General features: G+C 62.8%; 11 protein-coding genes and 5 pseudogenes. 5 read left to right on the forward strand and 11 right to left on the reverse strand.

Features of this window, described 5'->3' with window-relative positions; all coding sequences use genetic code 11:
• Window positions 1–11 precede the first annotated feature (11 nt).
• The 5 genes and pseudogenes from ACFXS9_RS06820 to ACFXS9_RS06840 all read right to left on the reverse strand — a co-directional run bounded on the left by ACFXS9_RS06820 (window position 12) and on the right by ACFXS9_RS06840 (window position 4,981).
• Window positions 12–1,059 (reverse strand): annotated as a pseudogene (locus ACFXS9_RS06820) (L-idonate 5-dehydrogenase).
• Window positions 1,056–2,462 carry a TRAP transporter large permease gene (locus ACFXS9_RS06825; protein WP_392686478.1) on the reverse strand — a complete coding sequence of 469 codons (1,407 nt, stop codon included), beginning with the start codon at window positions 2,460–2,462 and terminating at the stop codon, window positions 1,056–1,058. The pseudogene ACFXS9_RS06820 and the gene ACFXS9_RS06825 overlap by 4 nt, the downstream one beginning before the upstream one ends.
• A gap of 4 nt (window positions 2,463–2,466) precedes the next feature.
• Window positions 2,467–3,045: a TRAP transporter small permease gene (locus ACFXS9_RS06830; protein ID WP_065748849.1), complete on the reverse strand. Its 579-nt coding sequence runs from the start codon at window positions 3,043–3,045 to the stop codon at window positions 2,467–2,469.
• 138 nt (window positions 3,046–3,183) lie between these two features.
• Window positions 3,184–4,092, reverse strand: a complete 909-nt coding sequence (locus ACFXS9_RS06835; RefSeq protein ID WP_392687317.1) for a sialic acid TRAP transporter substrate-binding protein SiaP — start codon at window positions 4,090–4,092, stop codon at window positions 3,184–3,186.
• A 150-nt stretch (window positions 4,093–4,242) separates the two neighbouring features.
• Window positions 4,243–4,981 (reverse strand): annotated as a pseudogene (locus ACFXS9_RS06840) (FadR/GntR family transcriptional regulator).
• A 121-nt stretch (window positions 4,982–5,102) separates the two neighbouring features.
• Between ACFXS9_RS06840 and ACFXS9_RS06845 the strand changes: the two are divergent.
• A pseudogene (locus ACFXS9_RS06845) lies at window positions 5,103–6,622 on the forward strand (mannitol dehydrogenase family protein).
• A gap of 69 nt (window positions 6,623–6,691) precedes the next feature.
• On the opposite strand, the gene ACFXS9_RS06850 reads toward ACFXS9_RS06845, so the two are convergent.
• Window positions 6,692–7,522 carry an alpha/beta hydrolase gene (locus ACFXS9_RS06850; RefSeq protein WP_392686480.1) on the reverse strand — a complete coding sequence of 277 codons (831 nt, stop codon included), beginning with the start codon at window positions 7,520–7,522 and terminating at the stop codon, window positions 6,692–6,694.
• 163 nt (window positions 7,523–7,685) lie between these two features.
• On the opposite strand from ACFXS9_RS06850, the gene kynU reads away from it, so the two are divergent.
• Both kynU and kynA read left to right on the forward strand, forming a co-directional pair.
• Window positions 7,686–8,879: a kynureninase gene (gene kynU, locus ACFXS9_RS06855; protein WP_392686482.1), complete on the forward strand. Its 1,194-nt coding sequence runs from the start codon at window positions 7,686–7,688 to the stop codon at window positions 8,877–8,879.
• Complete coding sequence (gene kynA, locus ACFXS9_RS06860; RefSeq protein ID WP_392686484.1) at window positions 8,876–9,715, forward strand: tryptophan 2,3-dioxygenase; 840 nt, start codon at window positions 8,876–8,878, stop codon at window positions 9,713–9,715. The genes kynU and kynA overlap by 4 nt, the downstream gene beginning before the upstream one ends.
• A 22-nt stretch (window positions 9,716–9,737) precedes the next feature.
• On the opposite strand, the gene ACFXS9_RS06865 is transcribed toward kynA, so the two are convergent.
• The 4 genes and pseudogenes from ACFXS9_RS06865 to ACFXS9_RS06880 form a co-directional block, all read right to left on the reverse strand.
• Entirely contained in the window at window positions 9,738–10,196 is a 459-nt protein-coding gene (locus ACFXS9_RS06865; RefSeq protein ID WP_392686487.1) for a RidA family protein, read from the reverse strand.
• 25 nt (window positions 10,197–10,221) lie between these two features.
• On the reverse strand, window positions 10,222–11,919 hold the full coding sequence (locus ACFXS9_RS06870) for a benzoate-CoA ligase family protein (protein WP_392686490.1): 1,698 nt from the start codon (window positions 11,917–11,919) through the stop codon (window positions 10,222–10,224).
• A gap of 185 nt (window positions 11,920–12,104) precedes the next feature.
• Window positions 12,105–13,593: pseudogene (locus ACFXS9_RS06875) on the reverse strand (flavin-containing monooxygenase).
• A gap of 33 nt (window positions 13,594–13,626) precedes the next feature.
• The gene (locus ACFXS9_RS06880) at window positions 13,627–14,076 is read right to left on the reverse strand and encodes a cupin domain-containing protein (RefSeq protein ID WP_392686493.1); all 450 of its coding nucleotides are present in this window, start codon (window positions 14,074–14,076) and stop codon (window positions 13,627–13,629) included.
• A 285-nt stretch (window positions 14,077–14,361) separates the two neighbouring features.
• Between ACFXS9_RS06880 and ACFXS9_RS06885 the strand changes: the two are divergent.
• Together ACFXS9_RS06885 and ACFXS9_RS06890 are read left to right on the forward strand one after the other, a co-directional pair.
• Window positions 14,362–14,935, forward strand: a pseudogene (locus ACFXS9_RS06885) (AraC family transcriptional regulator); the annotation flags it as partial.
• Window positions 14,936–14,950: 15 nt separating this feature from the next.
• Entirely contained in the window at window positions 14,951–15,382 is a 432-nt protein-coding gene (locus ACFXS9_RS06890; RefSeq protein WP_392687319.1) for a helix-turn-helix domain-containing protein, read from the forward strand.
• Between the two features lie 42 nt (window positions 15,383–15,424).
• Here the strand turns inward: ACFXS9_RS06890 and ACFXS9_RS06895 are convergent, their stop codons facing one another.
• Complete coding sequence (locus ACFXS9_RS06895) at window positions 15,425–15,919, reverse strand: MarR family winged helix-turn-helix transcriptional regulator (protein WP_392686496.1); 495 nt, start codon at window positions 15,917–15,919, stop codon at window positions 15,425–15,427.
• Window positions 15,920–16,008: the final 89 nt, after the last annotated feature.

Below are 16,008 nucleotides of genomic sequence, written 5' to 3' on the forward strand. Positions count from 1 at the left end.
GAGAACGGCGATCAAGCGGTCAGCACGACCTTGACGCTTTGCGAACGATCGAGCGCCAGCCGCACCGCATCAGGCGCGACCGCGAGCGGGCGTTGCGCCGTCACCAGCGAGAGCACGTCCACGCTGCCGTCGGCGATCAGTTCGACCGCCGTGAAGAATTCCGTCCCGAAGCGGAACGAGCCGCGAAGGTCGATCTCCTTGGCCATCACCGCGTTCGCCGGCACAGAAATCTGTCCGCCCGGCAGGTTGCCGACCTGAACCACGACACCGCCGCGCCTGACGGCTCCGATCGCGCTGGCCAAGCCCGCCGCGGTGCCCGAGACTTCGAACGCTACATCGAACGGCTGCGCTGCAGCCTGCGCCTTCAGCGCCTCTTCGCCGCCGGAGATATCGACGACATGATTAGCCCCCAATCTCGTGGCGAACGCCAACGGCGCCGCCGCGATATCGACGACGGTCGTCTCTGCGATCCCGGCGCGCTGCGCCGCCAGCATGGTCAGGAGACCGATCGGGCCGGCGCCAAACAGCACGGCGCGCTTGCCGGTGACGTCCCCCGCGCGGGCGACCGCGTGCAGGCGAGACTGCGAGCGGCTCGGCGAGCGCCGCCGCCTGATAGGTCACGTGGTCCGGAATCTTCACGCACTGCGCCGGGATGGCGTCGAAGTAAGACGCAAAGCCGCCCTGCATGTGCGGGGTCTTCGAGGCAGATCCCATGAAGAAGATGTTTTCGCAAAGATTGGGCCGGCCTTCGCGGCACGGCTTGCAATGGCCGCACCAGCGCGACGGGTTGACGGCGACGCGATCGCCGACTTTTACGCCCGGCGCAGAACCTGCGATCTCGACCACCTCACCCGCAATCTCATGACCGAGCACCAGCGGCGAGGTCACGACAAAGTCGCCGGTGCGGGCATGACGGTAATAATGCATGTCCGAGCCGCAAATGCCGCCGGCGCCGAAACGAATGCGCACCATGCCGGAGGGAAGCGGATCGAGCGGCCGCTCGACCATGCGCAGATCTTCCGGGCCGAACAGCGTTGCAGCCAAAGCCATCGATGTCATTTTGAGAGTCCCATGTATTTAGGCAGCCAGAGCGTCAACTCCGGGATGTAGGTGATGGCGACGAGCGCCAACAAGAGCGGCACCAGCCACGGCAGGATCGCCATGGTGGTGCGCTCGACGGACAATTTCGCCACGCGGGCCAGCACGAACAGCACCATGCCGAGCGGCGGGTGCAACAGACCGATCATCAGGTTCAGCGTCATGATCAGGCCGAAATGAATGGGGTCGATGCCGAGCTTGAGCACGATCGGCAGCAGGATCGGCACCAGGATGGTGATCGCGGCGATGGTGTCGATGAAGCAGCCGACCAACAGGATCAGGATGTTCGCCAGCAGCAGGAATACCCACTTGTTCTGGGTGATCCCGAGCATCGCATCGGTCAGCGTCTGCGCCGCCTGCGACACCGTCAAGAGCCATGCAAAGATCGACGCCGCGGTCACGATGAACAGCACGGATGCCGTAGTTTCGATGGTGTCGAACGTCGCCTTGGCGACGGTCTGCAGCGTCATCGAGCGGTAACGCACGAGCCCGAGGAAAAGCGACCAGATCACGGCGGCGACTGCGGCTTCGGTCGGCGTAAACCAGCCGAGCGTCATGCCGCCGATCAGGATGACAGGAGCCATCAGCGCCATCACGGCGGAGAAATCGAAGTACCAGTCGAGCGCCAGCAGCGCCACGAGACCGATTCCGACCGCCATGTTCACCGAGAGCCCGGCGACGACCAGCAGCCAAACGACCACCGGGAACGCCAGCACGATCACGATTTCGATCGCGGCCGAGCCGAGTTGCGGCCAGGAGAACGGCGTATCGCTGCCCCAGCCGTTCTTGTGGGCGAAATAGGCCACGGTCGCCATCATGGCCAACGTCATGAACACGCCTGGAATCACGCCGCCCAGAAACAGCGCGCCGATCGAGACGTTCGCCATCATGCCATAGATCACGAACGGCAGCGACGGCGGGATGATCGGGCCTAGCGTGGCGGACGCCGCGGTCACGCCGACCGCGAACTCGGTCGAGTAGCCGTGATCCTTCATCGCCTTGATCTCGATGGTGCCGAGCCCTGCGGCGTCCGCAATCGCGGTGCCGGACATACCGGAAAAGATCACGGAGCCGACGATATTGACGTGGCCGAGGCCGCCGCGCATCCAGCCCACCAGCGCGACCGCGAATTTGTAGATGCGCCCCGTGACGCCCGCGATGTTCATGAGATTGCCGGCCAGAATGAAAAACGGCACCGCGAGCAGCGGAAAGCTTTCGACACCGGCAATCATGCGCTGCGCCAGCGTGACATCCGGCGTGATTCCGGTGACGAGAATGTAGACCAGCGACGATACCGCCATTGAAAGCGCGACCGGCAGGCCGACCAGCATCAGCAGCAGAAATCCCCCAAGCAGCAGCAGCATCGCGTCAGCCTTCCGTTCCGTCGAATGCGCCGGGTCGCTCCAGGATGGAGTAACCGCGCCGCCAGTTCTCGACCGCGATCTGGATCGAGCGCGCGAACATCAGCACGAAGCCGAGCAGCACGGCGTAATACACAAATCCCTTTTGAAACTTGATCGTTGTCATCCGCTCGTCGCCGATGATCTGGATGAACTGCCAGACCAACTTGATCGCATAGCCGAAGAACGCGATCCGGATCAGGTCGATGACCGTCGAGAGCGCGCGCGCCGGCAGATGCGGCAGATAGCGAAACAGCAGATCGACCTGGATGTGCCGCGACAGCCGCACGCACATCGCCGAGCCGATAAAGACCACGCCGATCAGGCAATAAGTCGCGATCTCCTCGGTCCAGGCGTAACTGTCGTTGAGCACGTAGCGGGTGAAGAACTGCAGAAACACGGACAGCGCCATGATCCAGAAGATCGCGAGCGCCAGCCAGTCCTCGGCGGCGTATTGGCCGAGATCGGCGCCCTTGGGGACCTCGTCCTCAAACGTATGGGCGATCTCGTCCGCCGTGATCTGCTTGTGCACTTCAACCGTCGACATGCGCTTACTCCCCGTGATTGGCTCACGTCATTCCGGGGCGGCTCGAAGAGCCGAACCCGGAATCTCGAGATTCTCAGGTGCGCAATTGCGCACCATAGTTCGACGCCGACGCGTCGCCCCGGGATGACGACTTCGTCGTCACTTCACCGCCTGGATGCGATCCCAGTCGGACTTCCGGTAGTCGAAGGTCTCGAACTTCGTGGTCTTGATCACGGTGTCGCGGAACTCGTCCTTGTTGACCTCGGTGACCGTCAGCCCCTTCTGCTTGAAGAAGTCGACCAGCTTGGCCTCGTTGGCCTTGATCTCGGCTGTAGCCTTTGCCGCCGCTTCCTGGGCGACGTCGGTGAAGATCTTGCGGTCTTCTTCCGAGAGCTTCTTCCAGAGCGCGCCGGCGACGACGGTGTTGAGGTGATCGACAATGTGGCCGGTCAGCACGATGTGCTTCTGCACCTCGTAGAACTTCTTGGCCTCGATCGTGGTGAGCGGATTTTCCTGGGCTTCCACGGTGCCGTTCTGCAGGGCGAGATAGACCTCGGCAAAGGCGATCGGCGCGGTGTTGGCGCCGCAGGCGCGCGGCATCGCGAGATAGGCCGGCACGTCAGGCACACGCATCTTGAGGCCCTTCATGTCGGCGCAGGCCTTGATCGGCTTGTTCGAAGAGGTGTGACGCACGCCGTAGTAGGTCACCGCCACGATGTGATGGCCGCTCTTGTCCTCGTAGCCCTTGGCAAGCTCCTTGAAGACGTCGCTCTTGGTGTACGCCAGGAGATGATCGGCATCGCGGAAGGTGTAGGGATAGTAGGTCACGCCGATCGGGGGAAAGCTCTTGGCCGCAAAGCTCGAGCCGGAAATGATGATGTCGACGGAGCCCAGCGAAAGCCCCTGGTTGATGTCGGTTTCCTTGCCGAGCTGCGAAGCCGGATAGACGTCGATCTGGTAGCGCCCGTTGGTACGCTTGTTGATCTCGCCCGCGGCCCAGACGGAAGCGCTGTGGAACGGCTCCGAGGTTTCGTAAACGTGGGCCCATTTCAGTTTGGTCTGTGCCATGCCCGATGTGGTTGCGGCCAGCAGCGCCGCAGCAGACGCCGCGAATGCAATCGTCAATTTTTTCAACACGTGAATTTCCTCCGTCGTTACAATTTGCTTTTGTTACCCAACCGGCCCGGCGTTTCGCCGAACCGTTCGAATTCTCGTCGTTCAGCCGCTGCTTGCGCGGATGCGCGAGGCGGACGAAGCTTCGGCTCCGAAATTTTGCGCAAAGCGGGCCTGCGAACGCGCCAGGTGCTCGCGCATCGTCACGCGGGCGGCATCGGAATCGTGCGCGGCGATGGCATCGCGGATCGCGCGGTGCTCGGCCAGCGCCGCATTCCAGGATTCCGGATTTTCGAAATAGTGTGCGAGCTTGGCGAAGTAGGGATTGAGCCGCTGGTCGAACAGCTCGCCGACCACGCGGACCAGCACGGCGTTGTCGAGGCATCCGGCCACCGCGATGTGAAACGCGCGGTCATGGATCATCGAGGCTTCGCCGGGATGCTGCACAGTGGCCATCGCCTCCAGCGAAGCATCTATGCGCGCGATATCTTCGGCCGTCGCCACCCGCGCCGCCTGTTCGGCGATGGCGCCTTCGAGGAATTCGCGCGCGCGCAAGAGTTCGAACGGGCCTTCGATCTCGGCCGCCAAGGGCAAAGGCGGTGCGAGCGCGGCCGGCTCACTGACATAAATCCCGGAACCCACGCAGAATCCGAACCCTGCCCTCGACTTCCAGAGCAATCAGCGCTTCGCGCACCGTCGGCCGCGACACCTTCAACTGTTCGGCAAGATCGCGTTCGGTCGGAAGCCGGCTGCCCACGCGGTATTCGCCGCTGTCGATCAAGGCGCGAAGCTGATCGGCAACCTGGCGATAAAGGCGTCGCGCTTCCACGGCTTCGAGCGGCACGCTCGGCTCTCCCTGACGATCCCCGAAGTGAATCGGATTTTTCTTGCTTGGTCGGGATAAGGCCAATAAATCGGCACATTGGCCTTACCAATTGACCAAAGATTGATAGATCGAGCCTTCCATGTCAAGCGACACGGCGAAAATCCCAGTTTTCAGCCCGAAAGACGGCAATTTCCGCCTTTCGAACGCCAACCTTCCTCGGCTTCCCGGCCACATCCGGCAACCGGCATATGACCGCTCGCTGATCTCACCAGGCATCGTTCACCTCGGAATTGGCGCGTTCCACCGGGCGCACCAGGCGGTGGTGATCGACGACCTCCTGGCAGGCGGCGCTATGGATTGGGGAATCGTCGGGGCCAGCTTGCGCAGCCCGGCGACACGCGATGCCCTCGCCCCGCAGGACGGCCTTTACGCGCTGGCCGTTCGCTCCGGCGCGGGCACCGATCACCGCATCATCGGCTCGGTTCTCGCGATCGACGTCGCCACCGAGAAATCCGGCCAGTTGATCGCGCGCCTGACCAACCCGGCCACGCGTATCGTCTCGCTGACGGTCACCGAGAAGGGCTATTGCCATACGCCGCAGACTGGCGATCTGGACGAGCATCATCCCGACATCGTTCATGACCTGCAAAATCCCGGCACGCCGCGTTCGGCCATCGGATACCTGGTGGCCGCGCTCGCGCGCAGGCGGATCGCAAGCGCAGCTCCCTTCACCGTTCTCTCCTGCGACAATCTCTCCGGCAACGGCCAAACGGTCGGGCGCATCGTGAAGCAGTTCGCCGCGTTGCGATCGCGCAATCTCGCCAAATGGATTGAAGCCGAAGTGGCCTTCCCTTCGACCATGGTGGACCGGATCGTGCCGGAGACCACGGAACTCGACCGGGCGGAGATTTCTTCAGCGCTCGGCATGATCGACGCATGGCCCATTATCACAGAACCGTTCACGCAATGGATCGTTGAAGACCGCTTTCCGGCCGGACGGCCGGACTTGCGGCTGCGGGCGTACAACTAGTTTCGGATGTAACGCCGTTCGAACATATGAAGCTGCGGCTCCTCAACGCCAGCCACTCGGCGCTCGCCTATATCGGATATCTCGCAGGCTTTGAGACCATCGCCGCAACCATGACCGACCATCGCTTTGTGGCGTTTGCCCGACAGGTGATGCAAGACGCCGCGCCGACACTGGCGATGCCTGCGGGCACGGATATGGCGGCCTATAGCGCATCACTGCTGCAGCGCTTCTCCAATCCCGCCCTGCATCACCGCACCTGGCAGATTGCGATGGACGGTTCGCAGAAACTGCCGCAACGGCTGCTCGCGACCATGCAGGACCGGCTGCGGCTGGGGCTGCCGATCGATACCCACGCGCTCGCGGTGGCCGGCTGGATGCGTTACGTCACCGGCACCGACGAGCGAGGCCGCGCCATCGATGTGCGTGATCCCCTTGCGCGAGAGTTGGCAGATATCGCCGAGCGTACCGGCCCTGTCGCAGAGCGGCTTGCTCCCGCGCTGCTGGAAGTCAGCTCCATCTTCGGCACGCTCGGTAACGATCCTCGCATGCGCGGCGCCGTCACCGGGGCGCTCGCAAAACTCTACGCACTGGGCGCGCGTCAGGCTGTACAGACATTTCAAGCAGCATGATCGACACGTCAGAACCACCTGATAGCAAGGCCACACCGCGACCGCCGTTCATTTCACAGATTCAGCAGGCTACGGCGACAACAAGGTCCGGGTGAGTTGGTGACGGGGATCGGCGAGCCCGTCGATGACATCGAAATGATGCCGGCCGGGTTCTTCGATCACGCAGGTTTTCGCGCCTAGCCCGGTCCAGATGTTGGCGAGGAGCGCGTTCTGGCGGACGAATTCCGGGCGCTCAGCGCTGCCTACCCAGCATGTTACGCGCGCATTCGGCATCGGCTCCAGCAATGCGGGGCTTTCCACCAGCGCCTCGGCCTCGTCGATCCGAAGGTCCGTGTTCATGGCGGCCTTCATCAGCGGACGAAGGTCATGAACGCCGGAAATGGAGACGGTGTGGCTGATGCGCGCCCGGACATCCTCCGCGAGCGGCGACGTCGCCGAGATCATGCGTGTCACCAGATGCCCGCCGGCGGAATGGCCCGCCAGAAAAAGCGGACCTTCAACCATCGCGGCGGCGCGCTCGACGGCGGCGGCAATTTCGCGCGTGATCTCGTAGATGCGCACGGCCGGGCACAGCGTGTAGGAGGGCATCGCCACCGCATAGCCGCTTTCAACCGATCCACGCGCCAGATGCGACCAAAAGCTCTTGTCGAGCGCCTTCCAGAATCCGCCATGGACGAAGACGACCAGGCCCTTTGGCCGGCCTTCCGGCCCAAAGAGATCGAAGCGGTTTCGTGGGCGCTCGCCATAGCCGACGTCGAGCGTCGCGCGGCCGCTGCCTTGAAGTGCGTCGCGATAAGCCTGCGCGGGCTGCACCCACGCCGCCGGCCAGCGGTCGCCGCCTGGAATGTTCGGGCCATTCGCATAGGCGTCGTTCCAGTCGGAAATCTGATGAAAAATCACGCGGTTCGGCTTCCATTCGATCTTGTGGGCCGGGCCGATGTCCGATCGATGCCCGCAGGCAACCAGTCTATACCGGGAAGCGCACCTTCCGCCCATAAATTTCAAGCTTGAAATAATTGATATCAGCGCGAATAATTCCGCTGGGGCGCGGACCAGGAAAGACATGACCGATTTCACGCGAACAAGATCCCTGTTCGCCATCCCGGATGGCGTGATCTATCTGGACGGCAATTCGCTCGGTCCCCTGCCCGTTGCAGCCGCTGATCGCGTCGGCCGCATGATGTCGGAGGAATGGGGCAAGCACCTTATCAAGGGCTGGAACGTCGCCGGGTGGATGACGCAGCCGCGGCGTGTCGGCGACCGAATCGGCCGGTTGATCGGCGCTGCCGACGGGACGGTTGTGGTGGGCGATACGCTGTCGATCAAAGTCTACCAGGCGCTGGCCTCGGCGCTCGAACTCAATCCGTCGCGGCGCGTGATCTTGTCGGACACCGGCAACTTTCCTTCCGATCTCTACATCGCCAGCGGTCTACTTGAAACGCTCGGCCGTGGCTACGAGTTGAAAGTCGTCGCCCCCGAAGACGTCGAAGCCGCCATCGACGAGACGGTCGCGGTGCTGATGCTGACCGAGGTCGACTATCGCACCGGCCGGCTGCACGACATGAGCGAGCTGACGCGCAGGGCGCATGCCGCCGGCGCCTTGACGGTCTGGGATCTGGCGCATTCCGCGGGCGCGATTCCGGTCGACTTGGAACGAGCTGAGGCCGATTTCGCCGTCGGCTGCACCTACAAATATCTCAATGCCGGTCCTGGCGCACCAGCCTTCATCTATGTTGCGCCGAAGCACGCCGATACGGCGCGGCCCGCGCTTTCCGGTTGGATGGGTCATCATGCGCCCTTTGCCTTTGACCTCGACTATCGGGCCGGGCCGGGCATTGAGCGAATGCGGGTGGGTACGCCTCCGATCATTGCGATGGCCGCGCTCGACGCCGCCCTCGATGTCTGGGAAGGCGTCAGCATGACCGACGTGCGTCATGCATCGATCGAGCTTGGCGACCTGTTCATTCGCGAAGTCGAAGGACGTTGTCCCGAACTGGCACTGGCTTCGCCGCGGGACGCGAAGCGGCGCGGCAGCCAGGTTTCGTTTCGTCACCCGGATGGCTACGCGATTATGCAGGCGCTGATCGCGCGCGACGTGATAGGTGACTTCCGCGCGCCGGACATGATGCGCTTCGGCTTTACGCCGCTCTACATCGGAGAAGGCGAGGTTCGCGCGGCAGTCGACGTCATCGCCGACGTCTTGACCAATCGCCGCTGGGATACCGCGGATTACCGCAAAAAGGCGCTCGTAACATGACTGGCAAGCCCGACGAATCTTCGCGTGAGGGAGCCCAGATGTCGCTCGAAGGGCACATGTCCTACAGCGATTATCTGCATCTGGAACGCGTTCTGGACGCGCAAGAGCCGCTCTCGGACGCGCATGACGAACTGCTGTTCATCATCCAGCACCAGACGTCCGAACTCTGGATGAAGCTGGCCATCCACGAAATCCGTTCCGCCATCAAGGCGATCCGCCAAGACCAGTTGCATCCTGCCTTCAAGATGCTGTCGCGCATCGCCCGGATCTTCGAGCAGCTCAATACCGCCTGGGACGTCTTGCGGACGATGACACCCAGCGAATACACCGAGTTTCGCGATCAGCTCGGGCAGTCCTCGGGTTTTCAGTCGTACCAGTACCGCGCGATCGAGTTTCTCGCCGGCAACCGCAATTTGGCGCTGCTTGGCCCGCATGCCCACCGCGCCGACATCATGGCCAAGCTCGAAGAAATTCTCGCTGAGCCGGGCCTCTATGACGAGGCGTTGCTGCTGCTGGCGCGCAATGGTTTCGACATCGGCGAAGACGCACGCCGAACCGACTGGCGCGTCAAGCGCACGCCGAACGACGAAGTTCTGGAGGCCTGGAAGACCGTCTATGCGTCGCCGGCGAAACACTGGATGCTCTACGAGCTTGCGGAGAAGCTGGTCGATTTCGAAGACTATTTCCGCCGCTGGCGCTTCAATCACGTCACGACGGTCGAGCGCATCATCGGCCTGAAGCGCGGGACCGGCGGCACGTCGGGCGTGTTCTACTTGCGCAAGATGCTCGAAGTCGAACTTTTTCCGGAACTCTGGAAGCTGAGAACAGAGCTTTAAAACGACACCCGATAAGCCGGTTTCAGCGCGGCACCACCGCGGTCGCTTCGATCTCGACGCGGGCTTCCTTCTCGACCAGGCGCACCACCTGCACCAGCGCCATTGCCGGATAGTGCGCGCCGAAAATCTCGCGGTAGACGCGGCCGAGCTCTTTCAGGCTCGCCAGATATTCCTCGATGTCGACGACATACCAGGTCAGGCGCACCAGATGCTCAGGTCTGGCGCCGCCCTCGGCTAGAATCTCGGAAATGTTCGAAAGCGTCTGACGCACCTGCGCGACGAAATCGGGCTCCAGGCGGCCCTGCGTATCCCAACCGATCACGCCGCCGGTCACGACGAGCCGGCCATCGGCCGCCATGCCGTTAGCATATCCTTTCGGCGTCGGCCAGCCGCTCGGCTGCAACACTTGCGGGCCCGGCGGTGAGGTGTCGGTCGTGGGATGAGGCACCACGCTCAGTGTGGGACCTTTGGGGGCGGTCACCGGCTTTTCTCCATCAGGTTAGAAATCATTCCGCGGCAACGCTAGGCGACGCCGGGCCGGCCGCAGCCATCTGCCGGAGCGCAAAGCGCCTCAGCTTGCCGGTCTCGGTCTTCGGCAGTTGCGCGACATATTCGATCGCACGCGGATATTTGTAGGGTGCAATCGTCTGCTTGACGTGATCCTGCAAGGTCTGCGTCAGCGCAGCGTCGGCAGCAGCGCCGCCGGCCAGAACCACGTAAGCCTTGACGATCATGCCGCGCGCCTCGTCGGGCGCGCCGACCACGCCGCATTCGGCGACGGCAGGATGCGACAGCAGCGCCGCTTCGACCTCGGGCCCTGCAATGTTGTAGCCGGAAGAGACGATCATGTCGTCCGAGCGGGCGACGAAGGACAGTCGGCCATTCGCGTCGCGGACAAAGGTATCGCCCGTCAGGTTCCAGCCGTCGCGCACATAGTTCGACTGCCTTGCGTCGGCGAGATAGCGGCAGCCGGTCGGCCCGCGCACCGCAAGCTTGCCGATGGTGCCGGGCGGCAATTCGTTCATGTCGTCGTCGACGATTTTTGCCTCGTAGCCCGCCACGGGATTTCCCGTCGTGCCCGGGACCGCATCGCCGACGCGGTTGGTAATGAAAATGTGCAGCAATTCCGTCGAGCCGATGCCGTCAAGGATGGTCTTGCCGGTCTTGCGGGTCCAGCTTTCGAACACCGGCGCCGGCAATGTCTCGCCGGCGGAAACCGCCAGCCGCAGCGACGACAGGTCGGCGCCATTATCCATCGCCGCCATCATCGCGCGATACGCGGTCGGCGAGGTGAAGCAGATCGTCGCCTTGTAGGTCTCGATGATCTTGACCATCTCGGGCGGCGACGCGTTTTCCAATAGCGTCGCCGTTGCGCCGAAGCGCAGGGGGAAGATTGCCAGCCCTCCGAGCCCGAAGGTAAAGGCCAGCGGCGGCGAGCCGACGAAAATGTCGTCCTCTGTAACGTTGAGCACTTCCCTGGCATAGCCGTCCGCAATGATCATAAGGTCGCGATGGAAATGCATCGTCGCCTTCGGCTCGCCCGTCGTGCCCGAGGTAAATCCCAGCAAGGCGACGTCGTCGCGCCCCGTCTTCACCGCGTCGAACCGGACCGGCTTGTTCAGCGCCACCCTGTCGAGCTCGGCATCATGGTTGGACGTGCCGTCGAAATTCACCACCTGCTTCAGGAAGCGGCTGGTCTTCGCGCACGCGACCAGTTCATCGGCGATGCGGCTGTCGGTCAGCGCCAGCGCAATCTCCGCCTTGTCGACGATCTTGCTCAGCTCACCGGCGCGCAGCATCGGCATGGTGTTGACGACGACGGCGCCCGCTTTTGTAGCTGCGAGCCATGCCGCGACCAACGCCGGGTTGTTGCCGGAGCGGATCAGCACGCGGTTGCCGGGCTTGACGCCGTAGTTCTCCACCAGAGCATGCGCGAGGCGGTTGGACCAGTCAGCCAGTTCCTTGTAGGTGCGCTGGCGGCCGTTGCCAATCAGTGCGATCCGATCGCCCCAGCCTTCTTCGACGATCCGATCGGTCAGTTCGACTGCGGCGTTGAGATATTCCGGATATTGAAATTCCGGCCGATCGAGCAGCAGATCCGGCCATTGCTCTGACGGCGGCAGATTTCGCCGCGTAAAATCGTCGACGTGGCCCGACGGGCCGAGAGGCCGGCCAAGGGATCGGCTGGGAGTGCTACCTGACATTTTCAATCTCCCCTCGCTTCCATCCATGAAAGGCTCGAGATCAATATCGAGGACGCCCGGCAACGCCGTCTCGCAAATCATTTTAGGCTTAAAACAATTTTTCGCAAGGGTGGAATCAAGGGTGGAATCGCGTATTCCCACCTTCAGAGATTAACGGCCGCGCCCCGGCCGGGAACTCGTCCCCCTCACGCGGCCCGGTAGTCCGGCGCCGCGGCGAGGAAGCGGCCGTAGGCGGCGGCATCGGGCGGGGTAAATTTCTCCACCAGTGGATTGCGCCGGCGTCCGGATACGCCGATGTCGGCGAGCAATTCGTCAAAATGCTTGAAGTGATAGGGCGCGACGCACAGCCCGCCATAGACGCCGGCGGCCGGCCGCTCGACGCGCTTGAAATGCAGCATCATCTCGATGTTGTCGCGCATTTCCTTGGACGTCGGCTGACGGACGAGCTGGCCATCGGCATAGCGCACCAGCCAGTTCGCGGCGAGGTCTGCGCACAGCACCGTGCAGAAGCTGGAGTTGAAGCCAACGAATCCCATTTCGGGCAGATCCGGGTTGGCAATCAGCCGATAGAGCCGATACTGCCCGTCGGGATCGACCAGTCTGTCTCGGTAAGCCTGCGGCAGGAACGGCACACCAAGTTTGTAGCCGATCGCGGGCACGGCCACGTCGGCCTGGACGCGCTGCCCGCCGGTCATCACGATCGTATTGCCATCATAGCGCTCAAAACTGCCTCTGATAGCCTTGATGCGCTTGTCCGCGACCATCGGAAAGAATCCCGGCGTCGCGATCGGCACCGAGCAGTTGACGCCGTCTTCAATCCTTTCCTTCGGCACCATGTCGCATTTTCCGAGCTTGAGCTGAACTTTCAGAAGGCTCTCCAGCCCGCGCCAGTTGGCCCAGACGAGCGGCTTTGCCACCGCATGCGCGAACTGTGACATCGCGCCGATGCCCCAACTCCGGAACATCTCCTCCTGCGCGCGGATGTAGAGAATGCGTTTGAAATTGACCAAGCCGCCGATGAAATAGGAATCCGCCACACCGGCTCGCGGTACACCAGCGTCACTTCCGCCGCCCCGGAATTGACCGCGTTGACCGCGATATCTGTCGCCGACTTCGAGCCGCCGAGCACGACGATCCTGCGGCCTTTGGCAATCGCCGGGTCGTTGTATTGCGAGGAGTGCAGGATGCGCCCCCCTGCGCCTTGAAGGCATCTTCGCCCGGCAGGCTGAGCATCTGCGGCTCATTGAACTGCCCGGTGCATACCGCGACGAAATCGAAGTCTTCGGAAGTGGCGCGGCCGTCCGGCCCACGCAGATCGAGCCGCCAGCCCGGCGCAGGGTCGGGCCGACGATCCATTTGCACCACGGTCGTGTTGAAGCTGATGGCACCGAGGAGATCGTTGTCCTTTGCGTATTCGGTCAGGTAGGCGTGGACCTGCGGACCTTTCGGCCATTCCGGATAAGAATCCGGCATCGCTTTGTCCGTGTAGCGGTATAACTCCTTCGGGCTCTGCGTTTGCACCTCGGGATAGGACCGCGCCGGTTCCCAGACGCCGCCAAGATCGCCGCTGCGCTCGACGATCGTGATCTGATGTCCGCGCGCGGCGAAGGCCTTTGCGGCCGCAAGTCCGGATACGCCGGCGCCAATGGCGCAGACTTTCTTTCGGCTGACCATGACGACGTCTCCAGCGAGGATGAGTTCAGGGAGCTATTCGTTGGCCTCGGGCGGCAAAAAGTTCACTTCATGCTGCGCCGAGATCCGGACCACTTCTTCGGGGTCGGTCAGATTGTGAAGCTGGTTGAACAGCGCTTCGAGCTTCTGCATCGGCGACACCCAGAACAGCGCGCGGGCCGGCTTGTCTGACTTGTTGAAGTAGCCATGCGGGATGCCGCGCGGCATCCGAACCAGATCGCCGGCCTTGGCTTGCACCCAGACGCCGTCGAGCTTGAGATCGAGAACGCCCTCCTGCACCAGGATGAATTCATCCTGCATGGGGTGAACATGCACCGGCACGAATTGTCCGGGCTCGCTGTTGGTCTCGAAGGCAAAGGTTGAATCGGTCACGGCCTTGGGGAAGTAGACCTGACCGAGAATATTCCAGGTCTTGCCGCCGTAGCCGGTGCCGTTCTTGGTGATGCCTTTTTCGAGCGCTGCCATGTCGCCCTCCTCTCGCAGTTGATGTGGTTGCGATGTCCGAAAACAGTTCGCGCAGGCTGGATCGAGCCGAAGCGGTCGTCTAGCCGGAAAACGAATCCGGCGGGCTTCGCGCGAGATTTTTCAGATTGCTGCGACGCGATACGAGGCTCGATGCTTCAGATCACCCGGAATGACGGAGCGAGCATGACCCTGCCCGCAGATCAGGCACCGCGGCCAAGGAAATCGCCTTTCCAAGCACGGCACCCACAGATATTATAGGCTTCAAATAATGCGGAGGGCGGGGCCGTGGAGACGGGCACCAGCATTGTCAGGCATGACCCAACCGTCCGGCTGGCGGCATTCAACCGCGTTTCGACCGACAGCGTCGATGCTGCCGCCGACGCGGTCGGGCGGATATTCTGCCCGCATCGACTGACGCCCGAGCAAACGACATCATCTGAATTCTTTGCGTTGCACAACAGCGCCGTCTTTGGCGGATTTTCCATCAACTACGTCGCCTATGGCGGATCGGTGTCGATCGACCCCGGCTGCCTCGAGCGCTTTTTTTCTGTTGCAAATCCCCGTGCACGGTTCAGCGCGGATCCGAACCGCCTCGCGCGACATCGCAACCGCTCCCGGCGCCAGCGCCTCACTGTTGTCGCCGACGATCCCGACGCGAATGACTTGGCAGAGCAATTGCTCCCAGATCATTCTGCTGGTCGACCGCCGCCTGATAGAGCAACGGGCCGCGGCGTTATCGGGGCGACCGGCAGGCGCGGTCGAGTTCGAGCCCGCGGTCGACCTCTCCCCCGCAGCCGGCCGCGCGCTTCAGTCGCAGATCCTGGAGTTCGTCGATCTTGTCGAGCACCTCGGACCGCGAAGGCCGCTTTCGCCGGTGGCCACAGCCAATATACGCGAGACATTGTTGGGCGCCTTGCTCCACGGCCAGCATCACAGCGCCAGCGATGCCATCGAGCGATTTGGCGGCCGGGCCGAAACGCTGCCGCAATCGTTGCGACGGGCGCGCGAGTTCTTATACGCGCACGCGGACGAGCCGCTCGAGCTCGCGCAGCTTGCTGCAGCCGCAGGCACGGGCATCCGTGCGCTACAGCTCGGCTTCCGGCGGCATTTCGGAACGTCGATCTCGGAGATGCTGCGCGACATCCGCCTCGCGCACCTCAACGTCAGACTGGCCGCCGCCTCCCCTGACGACAGCATCACCGATATCGCTTTCGAGCTCGGCTTTACACACCTCAGCCGGATGGCAAGCGCCTATCGCGCCAAGTTCGGCGAAACGCCGTCGGCGACCATGCGCGGGATCAACTAGCGTCCAGCGAGTTGCTCAACGGATCCTCTGCGGCGTCGGATATCAGGCGGTCCGCGCCCTCGCGGCCTTTTGCGCCGAAGTTTTGGTCTTGGCCAAGAGGCGCATCAGCTCGCGGACATCCTTCGGCGTCAGGTCTCCAAAAATATCGGCGATCCATAACTCGTGCTCTGCCGCCATTTTGCGGAATTCGGCACGGCCGGCCTTGGTCAGTCGGATCACCTGCACGCGGCGGTCGACCTCCGAGGTGCGGCGATCGAGATGCCCGGATTCGACCAGGCGCTCGACGAGGCCAGTGACGTTGCCATTCGAAACCATCATTCGCTTCGAGACATCTGACAGCGTCATGCCCTCCGGCACCTTGTCGAGCTGGGCCATCAGGTCGAACCGCGGCAACGTGACGTCGAAGCGCTCGCGCAAGCGGCTGCGTACCTCACCCTCGATCAGGGTCGTGCAGGTCAGGAGGCGAAGCCACAGCCTGAGTTCGTCGCCATGATGCTCCGGGAGCTCGACGGCCTTGGTCTCTGAGTCGAGAGTCATGATCCTATCTTGTCTGCGTTTTAACGTTCGGCGAGCCCGAACAGAGCGCAGCTCGGGATCATTGTCCAGATTTCTTTAAGTTTCAAGCA

This window comes from Bradyrhizobium sp. RDI18 (assembly GCF_043203335.1).
Taxonomy (GTDB): domain Bacteria; phylum Pseudomonadota; class Alphaproteobacteria; order Rhizobiales; family Xanthobacteraceae; genus Bradyrhizobium; species Bradyrhizobium retamae.